Source organism: Escherichia albertii NBRC 107761 = DSM 17582 (assembly GCF_000759775.1).
GTDB lineage: Bacteria > Pseudomonadota > Gammaproteobacteria > Enterobacterales > Enterobacteriaceae > Escherichia > Escherichia albertii.
Genome location: NZ_BBMY01000126.1, coordinates 1 through 14,838, shown reverse-complemented (window position 1 = coordinate 14,838; position 14,838 = coordinate 1). Strand labels below are relative to the sequence as shown.

Annotated in this window: 12 protein-coding genes, 1 tRNA gene and 1 other RNA gene; 2 read left to right on the top strand and 12 right to left on the bottom strand. The window is 51.1% G+C overall.

Annotated features, from left to right (window positions below):
* On the bottom strand, positions 1–221 hold a 221-nt coding region (locus EA14781_RS25480; protein WP_218186746.1), incomplete at its 3' end, for a hypothetical protein.
* A gap of 268 nt (positions 222–489) precedes the next feature.
* Here EA14781_RS25480 and EA14781_RS18525 point away from each other — a divergent pair.
* Entirely contained in the window at positions 490–1,788 is a 1,299-nt protein-coding gene (locus EA14781_RS18525; protein WP_001153782.1) for an aromatic amino acid transport family protein, read from the top strand.
* Positions 1,789–1,817: 29 nt separating this feature from the next.
* Here EA14781_RS18525 and dppF read toward each other — a convergent pair whose 3' ends face one another.
* The 4 genes from dppF to dppB are packed head-to-tail and all read right to left on the bottom strand — an operon-like array spanning position 1,818 to position 5,744.
* Complete coding sequence (gene dppF / locus EA14781_RS18520; RefSeq protein ID WP_000107040.1) at positions 1,818–2,822, bottom strand: dipeptide ABC transporter ATP-binding subunit DppF; 1,005 nt, start codon at positions 2,820–2,822, stop codon at positions 1,818–1,820.
* Positions 2,819–3,802 carry a dipeptide ABC transporter ATP-binding protein gene (gene dppD / locus EA14781_RS18515; RefSeq protein ID WP_001196474.1) on the bottom strand — a complete coding sequence of 328 codons (984 nt, stop codon included), beginning with the start codon at positions 3,800–3,802 and terminating at the stop codon, positions 2,819–2,821. Before dppD ends, dppF begins: the two co-directional genes overlap by 4 nt.
* Positions 3,803–3,812: 10 nt before the next feature.
* Positions 3,813–4,715: a dipeptide ABC transporter permease DppC gene (gene dppC / locus EA14781_RS18510; RefSeq protein WP_000084662.1), complete on the bottom strand. Its 903-nt coding sequence runs from the start codon at positions 4,713–4,715 to the stop codon at positions 3,813–3,815.
* 9 nt (positions 4,716–4,724) lie between these two features.
* Entirely contained in the window at positions 4,725–5,744 is a 1,020-nt protein-coding gene (dppB, locus tag EA14781_RS18505) for a dipeptide ABC transporter permease DppB (protein WP_000938860.1), read from the bottom strand.
* A 17-nt stretch (positions 5,745–5,761) separates the two neighbouring features.
* Between dppB and EA14781_RS25310 the strand changes: the two genes are divergently transcribed.
* On the top strand, positions 5,762–5,989 hold the full coding sequence (locus tag EA14781_RS25310) for a hypothetical protein (protein ID WP_000198582.1): 228 nt from the start codon (positions 5,762–5,764) through the stop codon (positions 5,987–5,989).
* Positions 5,990–6,051: 62 nt separating this feature from the next.
* On the opposite strand, the gene dppA is transcribed toward EA14781_RS25310, so the two are convergent.
* The 7 genes from dppA to lpfC form a co-directional block, all read right to left on the bottom strand.
* Positions 6,052–7,659 carry a dipeptide ABC transporter substrate-binding protein DppA gene (dppA, locus tag EA14781_RS18495; RefSeq protein WP_001222866.1) on the bottom strand — a complete coding sequence of 536 codons (1,608 nt, stop codon included), beginning with the start codon at positions 7,657–7,659 and terminating at the stop codon, positions 6,052–6,054.
* A gap of 744 nt (positions 7,660–8,403) precedes the next feature.
* Positions 8,404–8,537, bottom strand: a non-coding RNA gene (locus EA14781_RS22370) — RtT sRNA.
* A 34-nt stretch (positions 8,538–8,571) separates the two neighbouring features.
* Positions 8,572–8,648, bottom strand: a tRNA-Pro gene (locus EA14781_RS18485).
* Between the two features lie 91 nt (positions 8,649–8,739).
* The gene (gene eptB / locus EA14781_RS18480) at positions 8,740–10,431 is read right to left on the bottom strand and encodes a kdo(2)-lipid A phosphoethanolamine 7''-transferase (RefSeq protein WP_001215922.1); all 1,692 of its coding nucleotides are present in this window, start codon (positions 10,429–10,431) and stop codon (positions 8,740–8,742) included.
* Positions 10,432–10,681: 250 nt separating this feature from the next.
* Positions 10,682–11,218 carry a long polar fimbrial protein LpfE gene (lpfE, locus tag EA14781_RS18475; RefSeq protein ID WP_001081422.1) on the bottom strand — a complete coding sequence of 179 codons (537 nt, stop codon included), beginning with the start codon at positions 11,216–11,218 and terminating at the stop codon, positions 10,682–10,684.
* Positions 11,219–11,222: 4 nt separating this feature from the next.
* On the bottom strand, positions 11,223–12,290 hold the full coding sequence (locus EA14781_RS18470) for a fimbrial protein (RefSeq protein WP_000066246.1): 1,068 nt from the start codon (positions 12,288–12,290) through the stop codon (positions 11,223–11,225).
* A 16-nt stretch (positions 12,291–12,306) separates the two neighbouring features.
* A partial coding sequence (gene lpfC / locus EA14781_RS18465) for an outer membrane usher protein LpfC (protein ID WP_042336022.1) occupies positions 12,307–14,838 on the bottom strand: 2,532 nt, incomplete at its 5' end.

The following is a 14,838-nucleotide window of genomic DNA, read 5'->3' as shown; positions in this document are numbered from 1 at the left end:
ACCCATACACTGTGTTGTAATGACACCGTTTCGCGGCTATTCTTGAGTTGTTTGGGTTCAAGATTAGCCCCCGTGATGTTGTCAGGTGAATACCTACAACGTGCGTTGGTTTTCTCTTTCCAGCAACCAACGCCGCCGGGGATCAAGCCCCCGCAACATTGCGCCTCACCGGAAGACTCCGGCTTGGCGCTGATTCTACGGACGCTTTCTTGCCCTGACATCTACCTGTTCCCGACTTTGCGCGATGCATTCCAGCCTATTTACATATTTGCAGTGTTTGCACCGCATTGACGTTATTCAATCAACACTCTGACGTCAGACTGGCAGTGAAATGTGCAATTTTGTAGAATTGCGCCTCCTCGCGATTCTCCCCAGTGAATCTGTTGCCTCATTTTTAGCACGCGGCGTATTCAACTTCTCCACCTGTTGCGCAAGAGAAACTGGGCTAATTTATCACTACGAGGCTGACATCTATCTGGACAGGACTTTATGCAGGACAACACATTACCATTACGCGATCAGAAACCGCAGCCCCGCTCATTAACTCAGAAATTGCCGTTTACCCGTTATGACTTTGGCTGGGTCTTATTATGTATTGGCATGGCTATTGGTGCCGGAACCGTACTGATGCCAGTACAAATTGGCCTGAAGGGGATTTGGGTATTTATTACCGCCGCCATTATTGCTTACCCGGCAACCTGGGTCGTACAGGATATTTATTTAAAGACTCTTTCAGAAAGCGACTCCTGTAATGACTACACCGATATTATCAGTCATTATCTGGGGAAGAATTGGGGAATATTCCTCGGCGTCATCTACTTTTTGATGATTATTCACGGTATTTTTATCTATTCCCTCTCCGTAGTTTTTGACAGTGCCTCGTATCTGAAAACCTTCGGTTTAACCGATACCGATCTTTCACAATCACTACTCTATAAAGTGGCTATTTTCGCCATACTGGTGGCAATTGCGTCTGGTGGTGAACGGTTGCTGTTTAAGATCTCCGGGCCAATGGTGGTGGTCAAAGTAGGGATCATTGTGGTGTTCGGCTTTGCGATGATCCCGCACTGGAACTTCGCCAATATAACCGCTTTCCCACAAGCATCGATCTTTTTCCGTGACGTCTTGCTTACCATTCCATTTTGTTTCTTTTCTGCGGTATTTATTCAGGTGCTAAACCCGATGAATATTGCCTATCGTAAACGAGAAACGGATAAAGTACTGGCAACACGACTCGCGCTGCGTACCCACCGGATTAGTTATATTACGCTTATTGCGGTGATCTTGTTTTTTGCCTTTTCATTTACCTTTTCGATTAGCCATGAAGAGGCAGTTTCTGCCTTTGAGCAAAATATCTCAGCGCTGGCGCTTGCCGCACAAGTGATCCCTGGACATATCATCCATATCACCTCTACAGTGCTGAATATCTTTGCCGTACTGACGGCTTTCTTTGGTATTTACCTCGGCTTCCATGAAGCTATTAAAGGCATAATTCTCAATCTGTTAAGCCGAATTATTGATACTCAGAAAATTAATTCACGTCTGCTCACGCTGGCGATTTGCGCCTTTATCGTGATTACGTTGACAATTTGGGTTTCGTTTCGCGTATCCGTATTAGTGTTCTTTCAATTGGGAAGTCCGCTGTACGGCATTGTGTCGTGCATCATTCCATTTTTCCTGATCTATAAAGTTTCACAACTGGAAAAATTGCGTGGGCTGAAAACCTGGCTGATTCTGTTGTATGGCGTATTGTTGTGCTTTTCACCACTGTTAAAGCTGATTGAGTAAACCGGAGCGCATGGCCCCGGTTTTGTAAGTTAACGCTGTGGATTTTCATCCTGATCAACAGCGAAGCAGGCGACCAGTTGACCGCCGTAGTCTTTTAGCTGCGGCTGCAACTGGGTGCAGGGGCCAAAACGTCGACGACAGCGAGCGTTAAAGGCGCAGCCTGGCGGTGGATTCAGCGGGCTTGGCAGTTCGCCAGTGAGTTTGATGCGCTCGCGGCGATCGTCCGGGTTCAGGCGTGGCGTCGCGGAGAGTAGTGCCTGGGTGTACGGATGACGCGGGTTATTGAAGATTTGGTCCTTCGTTCCCTTCTCCACGCAGCGGCCCAGATACATCACCATCACTTCATCGGCAATGTGCTCCACCACCGACAGGTCGTGGGAGATAAAGACATAAGACAGCCCCAGTTCCTGCTGCAAATCCATCATCAGGTTGAGCACCTGCGCACGCACCGAGACGTCCAGCGCGGAAACCGGCTCATCGGCAATCACCACGTCCGGGTCAAGCATCAGACCACGGGCGATGGCGATACGCTGACGCTGACCACCGGAAAACATATGCGGATAGCGGTCGTAATGCTCGGTTTTCAGCCCGACTTTCGCCATCATCGACAACGCTTTTTCCCGACGCTGTTCTTTGCTTAAACGGGTATTAATCAGCAACGGCTCTTCAAGAATTTGCCCGACTTTTTTACGCGGATTTAACGAACCGTAGGGGTTCTGGAAGACGATCTGGATTTTCTGTCGACGCAGCTTCTGCGCCTGCGGATCGTGCTTGAGCAGATCCTGCCCCTGATAATACAGCTCGCCACCGGTGGGCGTTTCAATCATCGTCAGCAGCCGACCCAGGGTCGATTTACCGCAGCCGGATTCACCGACCACCGCCAGCGTTTTGCCCCGTTCAAGGGTAAACGAAACGCCGTCCAGCGCCTTCACCAGACGTTCCGGCGCGAACATGCCCTTCTTAACCGGGTAATGTTTTTTCAGATCTATCGCCTGCAACAACGGCTGTTGCGAGGTGGCCTCTTGCGTACTCATAGTGTGGGCCTCCCGGCATCATCGAGTGGGTAATGGCATTTGGACTGACGCCCGTCTGCAAGCATATTCAGCGTCGGTTCTTCAGCGCGACATTTGTCCGTTGCATAGGGACAGCGTGGGTTAAGCAGGCAGCCGTTCGGGCGATCGTATTTTCCGGGCACCACGCCAGGCAACGAAGCCAGACGTGCTTTATCCTGTGCAAATTCCGGCAGCGCGCGTAGCAACGCCTGAGTGTATGGGTGGCGCGGCGCGCGAAAAATGTCGTGGGCCGCCCCGGTTTCCACCACCTGACCGGCATACATCACGATGATTTTATGCGCCGCTTCCGCCACCAGCGCCAGATCATGGGTAATCAACACCAGCGCCATGTTCTCTTTTTGCTGCAACTCCAGCAGCAGTTCGATGATTTGCGCCTGGATGGTCACGTCGAGCGCCGTGGTCGGTTCATCGGCAATCAGCAGTTTTGGCCGACAGGCAATCGCCATGGCGATCATCACGCGCTGGCTCATGCCGCCGGAAAGCTGATGCGGGTAAACATCCAGACGCGATGCCGGATCGGGAATACCGACCTGATTCAACAGGTCAATCGCCCGCTGACGGCGAGTGCTCTTATTACCGCCCTGATGCACCTTAATCGCTTCCATTATCTGGAAACCGACGGTGTAACACGGGTTAAGGCTGGTCATCGGGTCCTGGAAGATCATCGCCACTTCGGCGCCCACCAGGTTGCGGCGCTCTTTTTCCGAAATACGCTGCAAATCCTGGTCGTTAAATTCCAGCTTTTCCGCCATCACGCGGCCCGGATAATCAATCAACCCCATAATCGCCAGCGAACTGACCGATTTACCAGAGCCGGACTCACCCACAATCCCGACCACTTCGCCCTGTTTTACGCTGTAGCTGATGCGGTCTACGGCGCGGAACGGTGCGCTTTCGTCGCCGAAATGCACCGATAATTTATCTACATTTAATAACGCCATCTCGAACCTCTTACTGCTTCAGTTTGGGATCGAGCGCGTCACGCAGACCGTCACCCATCAGGTTAAATGCCAGCACCGTCAGCAGGATCGCCAGACCCGGGAAGGTCACGACCCACCAGGCGCTTTGCGCGAACTGCAACACGTCGGAGAGCATGGTGCCCCACTCCGGCGTTGGCGGCTGCGCCCCCATACCGAGGAAGCCAAGGGCAGCCATATCGAGAATGGCGTTAGAGAAACCAAGCGACGCCTGAACAATCAGCGGCGCAAGGCAGTTCGGGAAGATGTTAATAAACATCTGGCGCATCGCCCCGGCACCCGCCACGCGAGACGCGGTGACGTAATCGCGATTCACCTCCACCAGCACGGCGGCGCGGGTTAAGCGGACATAGTGCGGCAGCGCAACAAAGGTCAGCGCCAGCGCTGCGTTACCAATCGACGGGCCAAAAATTGCCACCAGCACCAGCGCCAGCAGCAGACTTGGCAGCGCCAGCATGATATCGACCACACGCATGATGATGTTATCGACCAGGCCGCCAAAATAACCGGCAATCAGGCCGAGAATAACGCCCATAATCAGTGATAACACCACCACCAGACAGCCAACCAGCAGCGACAAGCGCGCACCGTACATCAGACGCGACAGCACATCGCGCCCTACGTCGTCGGTACCGAGCAAGTGCGCCATGCTGCCGCCTTCCTGCCAGGCTGGCGGCGCGAGCAGCGCATCGCGGAACTGTTCCGCCGGGTTATAGGGTGCAATCCAGTTGGCAAAGATCGCGATAAACAGCACGATGACAACATAAACCAGTCCGACAACCGCGCCTTTATTGCGTTTAAAATAGTGCCAGAACTCCTGTAACGGGGTCATCGGCACCGGTGCGTTAATCACTTTATTTTCAGTAACCTGTGACATGGTGCCCCCTTATTTCTTATGACGAATACGCGGGTTCACCACGCCGTACAGCAGATCGACCAGCAGGTTGACGAGGATAATCATCGTCGCCACCAGCAATACGCCGCCCTGTACCACCGGATAATCGCGGCGTTGCAGCGCGTCAATCAACCAGCGCCCCAGACCCGGCCACGAGAAAATGGTTTCGGTCAGAATCGCCCCCGCCAGTAGGGTTCCTACCTGAAGACCGATAACGGTCACCACCGGCAGCATGGCGTTACGCAGGGCGTGAACGATGATGACGCGCATACGGGTCAGTCCCTTGGCGCGGGCGGTGCGGATGTAATCTTCGCCCAGCACTTCCAGCATCGAGGAGCGCGTCATACGCACAATGACTGCCAGCGGTATCGTACCCAGTACAATGGCAGGCAAGATCATATGGACGACAGCATCAATAAAGTTGCCGTCTTCACCCCAGATGGCGGTGTCGATTAGCATAAAACCGGTTAACGGATTGGCGTCGTCAAGAAACACCACATCACTCACCCGCCCGGAGACGGGCGTCAGGTTCCAGTGCACCGAAACCAGCATGATCAACATCATGCCCCACCAGAAGATAGGCATTGAATAACCTGTCAGCGCCAGGCCAACCGCGGTGTGATCGAAAATGGAACCGCGTTTAACCGCAGCCAGCACGCCAACCGGAATGCCGACCGCGGTCGCAAAAATCATCGCACAAACGCCAAGCTCCAGCGTGGCCTGGAAACGCGGCACGAACTCTTCCCAAACCGGGATGCGGCTTTTCATCGAAATGCCTAAATCACCGTGCATAACGCCCCAAATGTAATGGAGGTACTGCTGCCACATCGGTTTATCCAAACCGAGTTCAGCCAGCAATTGTGCGTGACGCTCTGGGGAGATCCCACGCTCGCCCGCCATGATCATCACCGGATCGCCCGGGATCATGTGGACAAAGGCAAATGTGAGAAGGGTAATACCGATAAACGTGGGGATGACGAGTCCCAAACGTCGGAGAATAAACTGCAACATAACCCGGATTCTCTGTAGTGACCCGCAGCCTGGAACTGCGTGTCTGTATTGCTCACAAATCAATTCCTGCCCGTGCCGGACAGGGAATGAAGTATTGCTGCCGGATGGCGCTGCACGCAGAGGCACAGCGCTACCGGGTATGCAGATTGCTGGCAAAGTGCGCTTCTTTCATGCCGGATACGGCGTTAACGCCTTATCAGGCCTACAAAATAGTGAAAATTCAATACATTGCAGAATTTTCGTAGGCCTGATAAGCGGAGCGCATCAGGCAGTTTTGCCTTTGCCATCAGTCTTGTATGGCTTTTAATTATTCAATAGAGACGTTTTCGAAGTGATGTTTGCCTAATGGATCAACCACATAGCCTTTAACTTCTTTGCGTACCGGTTCAAATACGGTGGAGTGCGCGATGATCAGTGCCGGAGCCTGATCGTGCATTACCACCTGCGCCTGTTTGTACAGTTCAACGCGCTTGTTGTGGTCGTCGGTAGCACGTGCCGGTTGAATCAGATCTTCAAACGGTTTGTAGCACCATTTTGAGTAGTTAGAGCCCTGTTCAGAGGCGGCGCAACTGAACAGGGTGGCGAAGAAGTTATCCGGGTCCCCGTTATCGCCAGTCCAGCCCATCATTACCGTCTGGTGCTCGCCATCTTTCGCTCGCTTGAGGTACTCACCCCATTCGTAAGTGACGATTTTGGCCTGTACGCCCACTTTCGCCCAGTCAGCCTGAATCATCTCTGCCATACGGCGAGCGTTCGGGTTATATGGACGCTGTACTGGCATGGCCCACAGGTCGATGGAGAAGCCTTTTTCCAGACCTGCTTCTTTCAGCAAGGCTTTCGCTTTTTCTGGATCGTAGGTGTAATCCTGAACGTCGTCGTTATAGCCCCACATGGTTGGCGGGATCAGGTTTTTCGCTGCCACGCCCGCGCCCTGATAAACCGCTTTGATGATCGCATCTTTGTTCACTGCGTAGGTTAGCGCCTGGCGAACTTTCACGTCATCCAGTGGTTTTTTCTGCACGTTATACGAGAGATAGCCGACGTTCAGCCCCGGCATTTCCATCAGGTTGATGGATTTATCCTGCTTCATGCGGGCGATGTCTGCCGGGTTTGGGTACGGCATCACCTGGCATTCATTTTTCTGCAATTTCGCGTAACGCACGGAAGCGTCAGGGGTAATAGAGAAGACCAGCGTATCAATCTTCGGTTTGGTGCCCCAGTAGCCATCAAACGCTTTGTAGCGAATACGGGAGTCTTTTTGATACTGCTGTAACTGGAACGGGCCAGTGCCGATTGGGTTGAGGTCCAGTTTTTCCGGCGTACCGGCTTTCATCATCGCGTCAGCATATTCTTTTGACAGAATAGAAGCGAAGTCCATTGCCAGGTCAGCGAGGAACGGCGCTTCCGGGCGAGTCAGCACAAACTGAACGGTGTTGTCGTCCACCTTTTTCACTTCGCTGATCAGCTCCGGCAAGCCCATGCCTTCGAAGTATTCGTAGCTGCCGCCAGAAACTTTATGATACGGGTTCTGGGCGTTTTTCTGACGATCGAACGAGAACACCACGTCATCGGCATTCAGTTCACGCGTCGGTTTAAATTCTTTGTTGTCGTGCCACTTCACACCTTTACGCAGATGGAAGGTATAGGTTTTACCGTCTTCGCTGACGTCCCACTTTTCAGCGAGACCAGGAATTACTTCGGTAGTACCGATTTTAAATTCAACCAGGCGGTTATAGAGAGGTACGGAAGAAGCATCATAGGTGGTACCGGAGGTAAACAGTTGTGGGTTAAACCCCTCCGGGGAACCTTCTGAACAATAAACCAGAGTTTTAGCCTGAACACTTGCTGCGACGGTCATAGCCACCAGGCTGAGACCAAGCTTCAGCATCCCTGACTTTTTCAAGGAAATACGCATTATTCTGCTCCAATTGTGATGTTTGTTGTTTTAACCCTTTGCAGTGGGTTGTCGCTGCCTGACCTTTTTTGTTTTTTGCCCGGTCGGGTCAACGTTATGAGGTGGGGATACCGTATTAATTAACATCAGTGTAACAGTGCGGATCCTCCATAAAATGCCCCTCGTGACCTACAATCTGTCAACAGATTGTGAAAACGTCAATACAGCCAACCGGGATTTACGCCAACGGTGAGATTCCACAAACAAAGATTAAAAAAACTTCAAACGGCTATTTGCAGCAGAGAAATTTGTGCTACGCCAACATAACCAGAACAATAATCTTAATATTTAGCAACAATCAGTGGTTAAGTTTTATGCATTTATTGAAAAATATCTGATGAAGTGACGTATATCTGAGCGATTAATATCATGAACATTTATACGCACAGCGGAAAATGCCAGCGTCAGCAATAAGTAACGCAAAAAAAGACTTAGGCAAATATAAAAAAAGACAATGGAATGTGTCACAGAATCGTTAATGGATAGTGATATGTGGGGCGCAAATCTGGCAGGGAAATGTGTGGTATGTAGGTCGGATAAGGCGTTCACGCCGCATCCGACAATAAGTGCGGTGCCGTTGCCTGATGCGACGCTGCCGCGTCTTATCAGGCCTACGTCGAGTCGAACCTCCCTGCCCCCGGAGGTTCTCATCCTCGTGGGCTACAGATGCAAAAAAGCCTGCTCATTGAGCAGGCTTTTTGAATTTGGTCGGTGATAGAGGATTACTCGCCACTCCGTGGCTCGCCCTGCGGGCCGTTGCTGCCGCAACGTTCTCTCGCTTTGCTCGAGTCGAACCTCCCAGCCCCCGGAGATTCTCATCCTCGTGGGTTACAGATGCAAAAAAGCCTGCTCATTGAGCAGGCTTTTCGAATTTGGTCGGTGATAGAGGATTCGAACCTCCGACCCCTTCGTCCCGAACGAAGTGCGCTACCAGGCTGCGCCAATCACCGAATGCGGGGCGCATCTTACTGCGCAGATACGCCCTCGTCAATCCCTTAATCGTAAAATGCCTTTTGATCGGCGAGAAAGTCAGCAGGCCATTTAATTAGCCACAGCGTCCTTCTCCCGCGGGATGTGACACCAGTTGTTGTTTTCGTTAATGCCGCCGTCCGGCGAAGTGTAACCCAGGCAACCCATGATGGTGTCATACAGCTCCACATGGCGGCGCGGCACTTTCATATCCACCTCTTTTTTCAACTGCGCAAATGCCTGCGCGTTGACCGGATTTTCCAGATATTTATCTGACATCCAGATCATCATCGGCACGCGAAACTGCTCCGGCGGCGCATATTTACGCGGCGTACCGTGCAAGTGCTCGCGCTCGTTAATTGACTCACCGTGGTCCGCCGCATAGAAAATAATGGCTTTCTTATCGCGGAACTTGTCGATTACCGTGTCGATAAAATGATCAACATAGGTGATGGAGTTATCGTATGAGTTAATCATTGGCTCTCGCGGGCATTTACGATCAACCGCATAACACTCTGGCTGCCACTGAGCAAATTCACGCGGATAACGCTGCGTATAGTTGTAGTGCGACCCTTTGGTATGCAACACAATCAGATGTTTACCTTCTGGTTTTTTCTCCAGAGAGCGCTCGATTTCATTGACCAGTAACATATCGTCCACTGCTTTCCCACGGTTACGCGGCTCGGCAGCGATCTGTTCGCGGTAGGCAATGTTGTCAGCCATGGTGTTGCTGTAGAACCACATCTCACTCTGCATGGCGTATAAATCGGAGCTAAAGCCCAACTGCTTGAGAACCGCAAATACGTTCTGCTCTTTTAGTGTTCGTTGTGGGTTATTTTCCGTTCCACCTTCACGCACAAACATACAGCGTAGCGATAGTTTGGTTGCTGTGTCGCAAGAATAGCCACGGTACATCACCAGGTTTTTCTCTTTTGCCAGCTTCGGCGTAGTATCACGCTCGTAGCCCAGCATCCCCATATGATCCCAACGCGTAGTTTCGCCAATAATAAACACCACGTAGGTGTCGTCGAGATTTTGCGTCGGGGTATAGGTAAATTTTTTCGCCGGATTCATCAGCGACCGATTGTCTGAAGATTCATCCACTTGCGCCCAGACGTATAGTCCCAGGGCAGAAAGCCAGTTCGAAGGTAAATAAGTGTTCGCCAGCACCCCGCCATAACTTGGCATATCCACGCCAGCTATACGATCGGCGCGCTTATGAGCTACATCAATCAGACGGATCGGCCCCCAAACCAGCAAGCCAGCCAGCAACACGGTAAGCGCACTACGCCAGCGTGTTTTCGGAGTACAAAGTTGGCGCCAGAAGGTGTCTTGCGAACGGTTCATCCAGATAAATATCAACGGGATAATACTTACCAGCACAACCCATGCAATGAGCGTCCAGCCAACCACTTCTTTCGACAGGTCGATGTCGGTGGTCATTACCGAAGCGACAATTCCGTAACCAATCATGACATTCATAAACGTCATGTAGTAGCTGGCCCCGGCAGAAATCAGCACCAGCAACGAGGCCAGCACTTTCCAGATCGTTCTACCAAAGAGTGAAATTAAGCGTAAAAAGAAGAAGGTTGCCAGAACTGTTCCTGCCAGTTCGATAACCATCGAGATGCCATTAAGAAAAGTGAAGTTCTGCGCGTAGCCGTCAAACCGACGGAAATAAACCGCGCAATTCATAAACAGACCGATATAGACAGCGAGCAAAAAACTTAACTTTTGCTGTGTTATCGTTTTGATGTGTCTCATGCAAACAAGCCCTGAAAATCGAGGGAAAAAAACCTGCGCAATCGTCATCATGACCAGGCAGGTAAAAATACGGAAGTCGTCAGATTAAGGAAAATCTGTACGTGTGTCTAAGTAGACCACAGTGAGGAAAAAAAGTATCAGGAAAGAGAACTATCGCAATAGGAATTTACAAATATATCGTGGCTAAATGATAATCGAGGCAAATATATACCTGCGCCATGGTCAGAGGGTTACCTGCTGACCTTAAACTTTACTCATATTCAACAGAAAAATTGATCATTGCATTAGCAGCACCGCTTGTGGGACTGTCATTCACTACAACATAACTGGCACGATAATTTAGCTTTGCGGTTGTACCACTGATCGGCCAGTCCATTGCCGTTCCGCCAGCGGTTTTCGGGATTTGCTGCGTGCCTTTGTCATCCTCAATTTTCAACGCCACGCCGGTTGCGCCGCCGGTATCCAGCGCAAAGAGACTGTCATCGTCGCCATCGGGTACGCTGTCCATCGTTACGCTGGCCTTAGAGATACTGCCGCAATCTTTCAGGGCGATGGTAAAATCACGCTTGCTCAGAACTCTGCCCACTGCTATCGGTTTTTGCAGCGTCATTGTCCCCATATCCACTTCCAGGTCAGCCTTTTCAAACTCACAGCTTTTATTGACGATGGTGATTGAAAAATGTAACTGCCCAACCGGTCCCAAAGACACTTTCTCTGCTAACGCATCTGAGCAATTGATAAGGGCAAGGAATAAGAGCCCGCTCTGAAACATACGGTTTCTGTTCATCCTGTTACTCCATATCCAACAGCACAGTCGTCACCCCTTCAAACGTCCCCGCTTCCGGGAGACTGTTTGTGGTGCTGACAGGCGACGCAAATAGCTGAATAGCGGCATTACGGTGCGTAGTAGAGTCCAGAGCGCTCAACGTCAGCAATGTTGTGCTGTTTGTATCGTTGGGTTTCAGGACATTACCCGCAGTATCCGTCACCAGGACGCCGATATTAGGATCTCCCATATCCACCGCTCGAGAGTCGGCTGCGTTAGTCGCTCCTTCAAGCCTTAACGAAACCTTGATGCCGTCAGAGATATTGTTGCAGTCAAACCCAAGGTTAATTTCTTTCTTTGTTCCGCCCTCAGGCATTTGCCCTTTCCCGTTCTTGAACGCGGAAGCAGGAAACTTGCCAAAAGGAACATCCAGAACGGTTCCGGGCTTCACTTCACAACCTTGTGTAATAGTCACTGTCCCCTCAATAGAGACTGACGAAATCGCTACGTCACCGTAATTCTGATTAGTCTTGGAAGCATACAGCAGTGCAATCGATGTCCACGGGATATCTGCATCGCCAATAAAGGGCTTGGTTACCACAAAAGACAATAAGCCCGCTCCCCCCATATAAGGCGTGGTGATTTTTTTGTTACAGCCGGTCACTTCAAGGGCTTGTTGGTTTTTAAAGGGAACAAACCCATACACACCTGCACTAACACGGATTTTGCTTGCAACTTCAAGTTGGTCAGTTAAGTAGTAATATTGAAAGCCGCTCACTTGTCGGGTTTTTTTCGAAATAGCACTGACCCCCTGTATTACGGTATCCTTTTCCTTGGTGTAGGAATCTGGTGTCGGGCATTCACATTCAAGAGAAACCTTCGTGCCATTCGACCAGTTCATAACATCGGGCAAAACCGTATTCGCTACGTTCTTTTTAGCATCAGGGATCCCAACATCGACTACCACGTTATAGTTGTAAGTTGTGCCATTATCCGCGGGTTTACATGGTCCCCAAACCCCGGCAGCAAGCGCATTTCCAGAAAATCCCCCCAATATCCCGCACAGTAGAAATAACGTTATTTTGTTGCTCATCTTTCGCTCTCCTTGCTCACTGGCACTTCGCTGAAACAGGAATAATGCCCGCCTGTTTCATCTCAACAGACAAAACATATTGTGCGATGCATTGCTGCGATTCCTCTTTACCCCATTTCACCTGAACGCGGCCTTCTTCCGGCATTCCGCTGATATAAAGCTGACCTTCTTCGCCCACAATGCTGCTTACGTCGGTTTTGTTATCGGTAATTAACGTCGCGGTTGCGCCGAATGGCACAGGTTGAGCGCCTGAACGCAGCAACGTCATCAATACGCGATACCCCACTCGGGTATCGAAACGCGCCCGCACCACGGCGCCGCGGGTAGGCACCACTCTCTGGAAAGCATCCACAACATCCACATCGTCGCCTAACGTGTCGCTACGCAGGGACACTTCATTTTCACGATATGGCATGGCATAAGGCACCACCGCATTGCCGAACCAGTCAACCTGGACGCCGCCATTATTCTCCACATGCGCATTGCTGGCTCCCGGTACAGAAATCAGCGTCATGGTTTCTCCCAACGGTTGCGAAAGGGTGATCCCCTCGCTGTGGGCAATAATTCCCCCCCGCAGGTTATAACTCAGTTGTTGATAATCTTTGCCGTAGCTGTATCCGACATCAATATCGCCGGAACCGCCCTGATAACCCATGCTCGCATTGCCGCTGTTCCCCGTGCCGTTACTGGAATACCCCTCCTGCACGTTGTAATTCAGGTTACGCTCCTCAAGGAGTGTCCCGCTAACGCCCAGTTGCTGTGTCGTGCGTCCATCCTGGTCAGTCGTCAGACGGTAGTTGCTCCAGGCGCGTCCTAGTGGAATAGAGAAATTGAGCGACCACAAACGATCGCTGCCATCCCAACCGGGGTTTTTGTTCCAGCTATAAGCCAGGCTGTAGTTCACACGGCCAATACGCCCGTTATAACCGGTTGAAAGCGAGAGTTGTTTCCCATCATTATTCCAGTAGTCCTGTTGGGTCATATTGAAATACACCGACCCATAAGCCCCCAGTTGTTGCGTCAGGTTGCCCTGAATTTCGCTGCGCTTGTGATAACGGCTGTAGTCACTATCAGCACCGCTGCGGACATCCGTCGCTTCCTGGAAAGTATAGAAACCGCTGGTTGAGTATTTGTATCCCACCAGACGAAAATCCATGCCGCTTTCAAAGCTTTTGGAATAGAGGAATCGGTAAGACTGCCCCTGACTGGAATCACCATGCGCCAGGTCGCTTTTTGCCTGCGTAATGTCAACTGACACGGCACCGATGGAACCAAAGTTTTTGCCTAACCCCAGAGCAAATGCACTGTAGTTTTCAGACAGCAATGTGCCACCATAGGCAGTCATGCCTAAAGGGAGGCCGTAAATAGCGTCCGCCTGACCAAACTTCGGATTACCGCTGTTGTAGTTCCCGGCGCGATATTCTCCTGCCGCCAGGCTGTATTTCAGGTGGCCTTCGCGCTGGAAAATCGCTACCGCCGAGAAAGGTTGCACAAATTTCTGCTCACTACCATCAGCCTCTTTAATAATGACCGTCAGATCACCGCTGTTTGCTGTAGGGGAGAGGTCATTAATTTCAAATGCGCCGGGCTGTACAAAAGTGCGATAGATAACGTAACCATTCTGCTCAATGCTCACCTCAGCATTGCTTTTCGCAATGCCGCGAACAACCGGCGCAAACCCTCTCTGGCTGTCAGGTAACATGTCGTCATCAGATGAGAGCAATGCTTCGCGCATCTGTACACTGTCAAAAATGTCCGATGGCGTCGCGGTATCGCCTAATGTGATCTGGGCTTTTAAAGGAATAATCGCGCGGGTCAAATGAGTGCCAATATTCGTCCATTGAGCCTGACCATCGGAGTGGCTCCACGTACCATAGTTACGCAAACGCCAGGGACCAATATTTAATCCACTACGCAAGTTAAGATAATAGCTGTCGCTTTTTTGTTGTTTGTCACTGCTGTCGTGTTGTTCGATACCGTTTTGATCGACATAGCGGGTATCCGTACTGGCGGAATCATATTTGCTATTACTTCCACTGAAACTGTAATCAAGAAGCAATGCGGGGATCCCTTCATCCCACTCAGATTCGGGCACCGTGCCGCGCGCTACCTGATGCATTGCCGCTTGTGGAAAGCTCATCACCAGCTTTTGTTCGCTAAAATCAAAGTGGCTGGAGGATTGGGGAATAATGTCATCAAAGGCCACACATGCTTCTGCCGGAACAAGATTCAATGCCGGAAAACTCTCTACCCGCACCCCCATATCCGCCAGTTGCGTTCGACTCAAACAGGGCACTAATGCTTCGCCCATCACCTTGCGCTGGGATTCCGTCGCCGCTTTAAATTCCAGCGTACGAGTTTCCATTTTTTGATCATTCACGATCAAGGAAACACGATATGTCCCGGGCAGTTGTTCCTCGCGCCCCGACTCATACATAGCAAGATCGATGTGCTGGCTCACCCCTTCCACATCTTCCAGAAAACGCGGGTTAAACTTTCCAGCGGTTGCAGGAAATGAACTGGCAACCATGAGAGTTAGCATGGAGGG

Excerpts from the sequence above, each read along its gene's own strand:
- EA14781_RS18525 (WP_001153782.1), top strand. The coding sequence starts at position 490 with ATGCAGGACAACACATTACCATTACGCGATCAGAAACCGCAGCCCCGC.
- dppF (WP_000107040.1), bottom strand. The coding sequence starts at position 2,822 with ATGAGTACGCAAGAGGCCACCTCGCAACAGCCGTTGTTGCAGGCGATA.
- dppD (WP_001196474.1), bottom strand. The coding sequence starts at position 3,802 with ATGGCGTTATTAAATGTAGATAAATTATCGGTGCATTTCGGCGACGAA.
- dppC (WP_000084662.1), bottom strand. The coding sequence starts at position 4,715 with ATGTCACAGGTTACTGAAAATAAAGTGATTAACGCACCGGTGCCGATG.
- dppB (WP_000938860.1), bottom strand. The coding sequence starts at position 5,744 with ATGTTGCAGTTTATTCTCCGACGTTTGGGACTCGTCATCCCCACGTTT.
- dppA (WP_001222866.1), bottom strand. The coding sequence starts at position 7,659 with ATGCGTATTTCCTTGAAAAAGTCAGGGATGCTGAAGCTTGGTCTCAGC.
- eptB (WP_001215922.1), bottom strand. The coding sequence starts at position 10,431 with ATGAGACACATCAAAACGATAACACAGCAAAAGTTAAGTTTTTTGCTC.
- lpfE (WP_001081422.1), bottom strand. The coding sequence starts at position 11,218 with ATGAACAGAAACCGTATGTTTCAGAGCGGGCTCTTATTCCTTGCCCTT.
- EA14781_RS18470 (WP_000066246.1), bottom strand. The coding sequence starts at position 12,290 with ATGAGCAACAAAATAACGTTATTTCTACTGTGCGGGATATTGGGGGGA.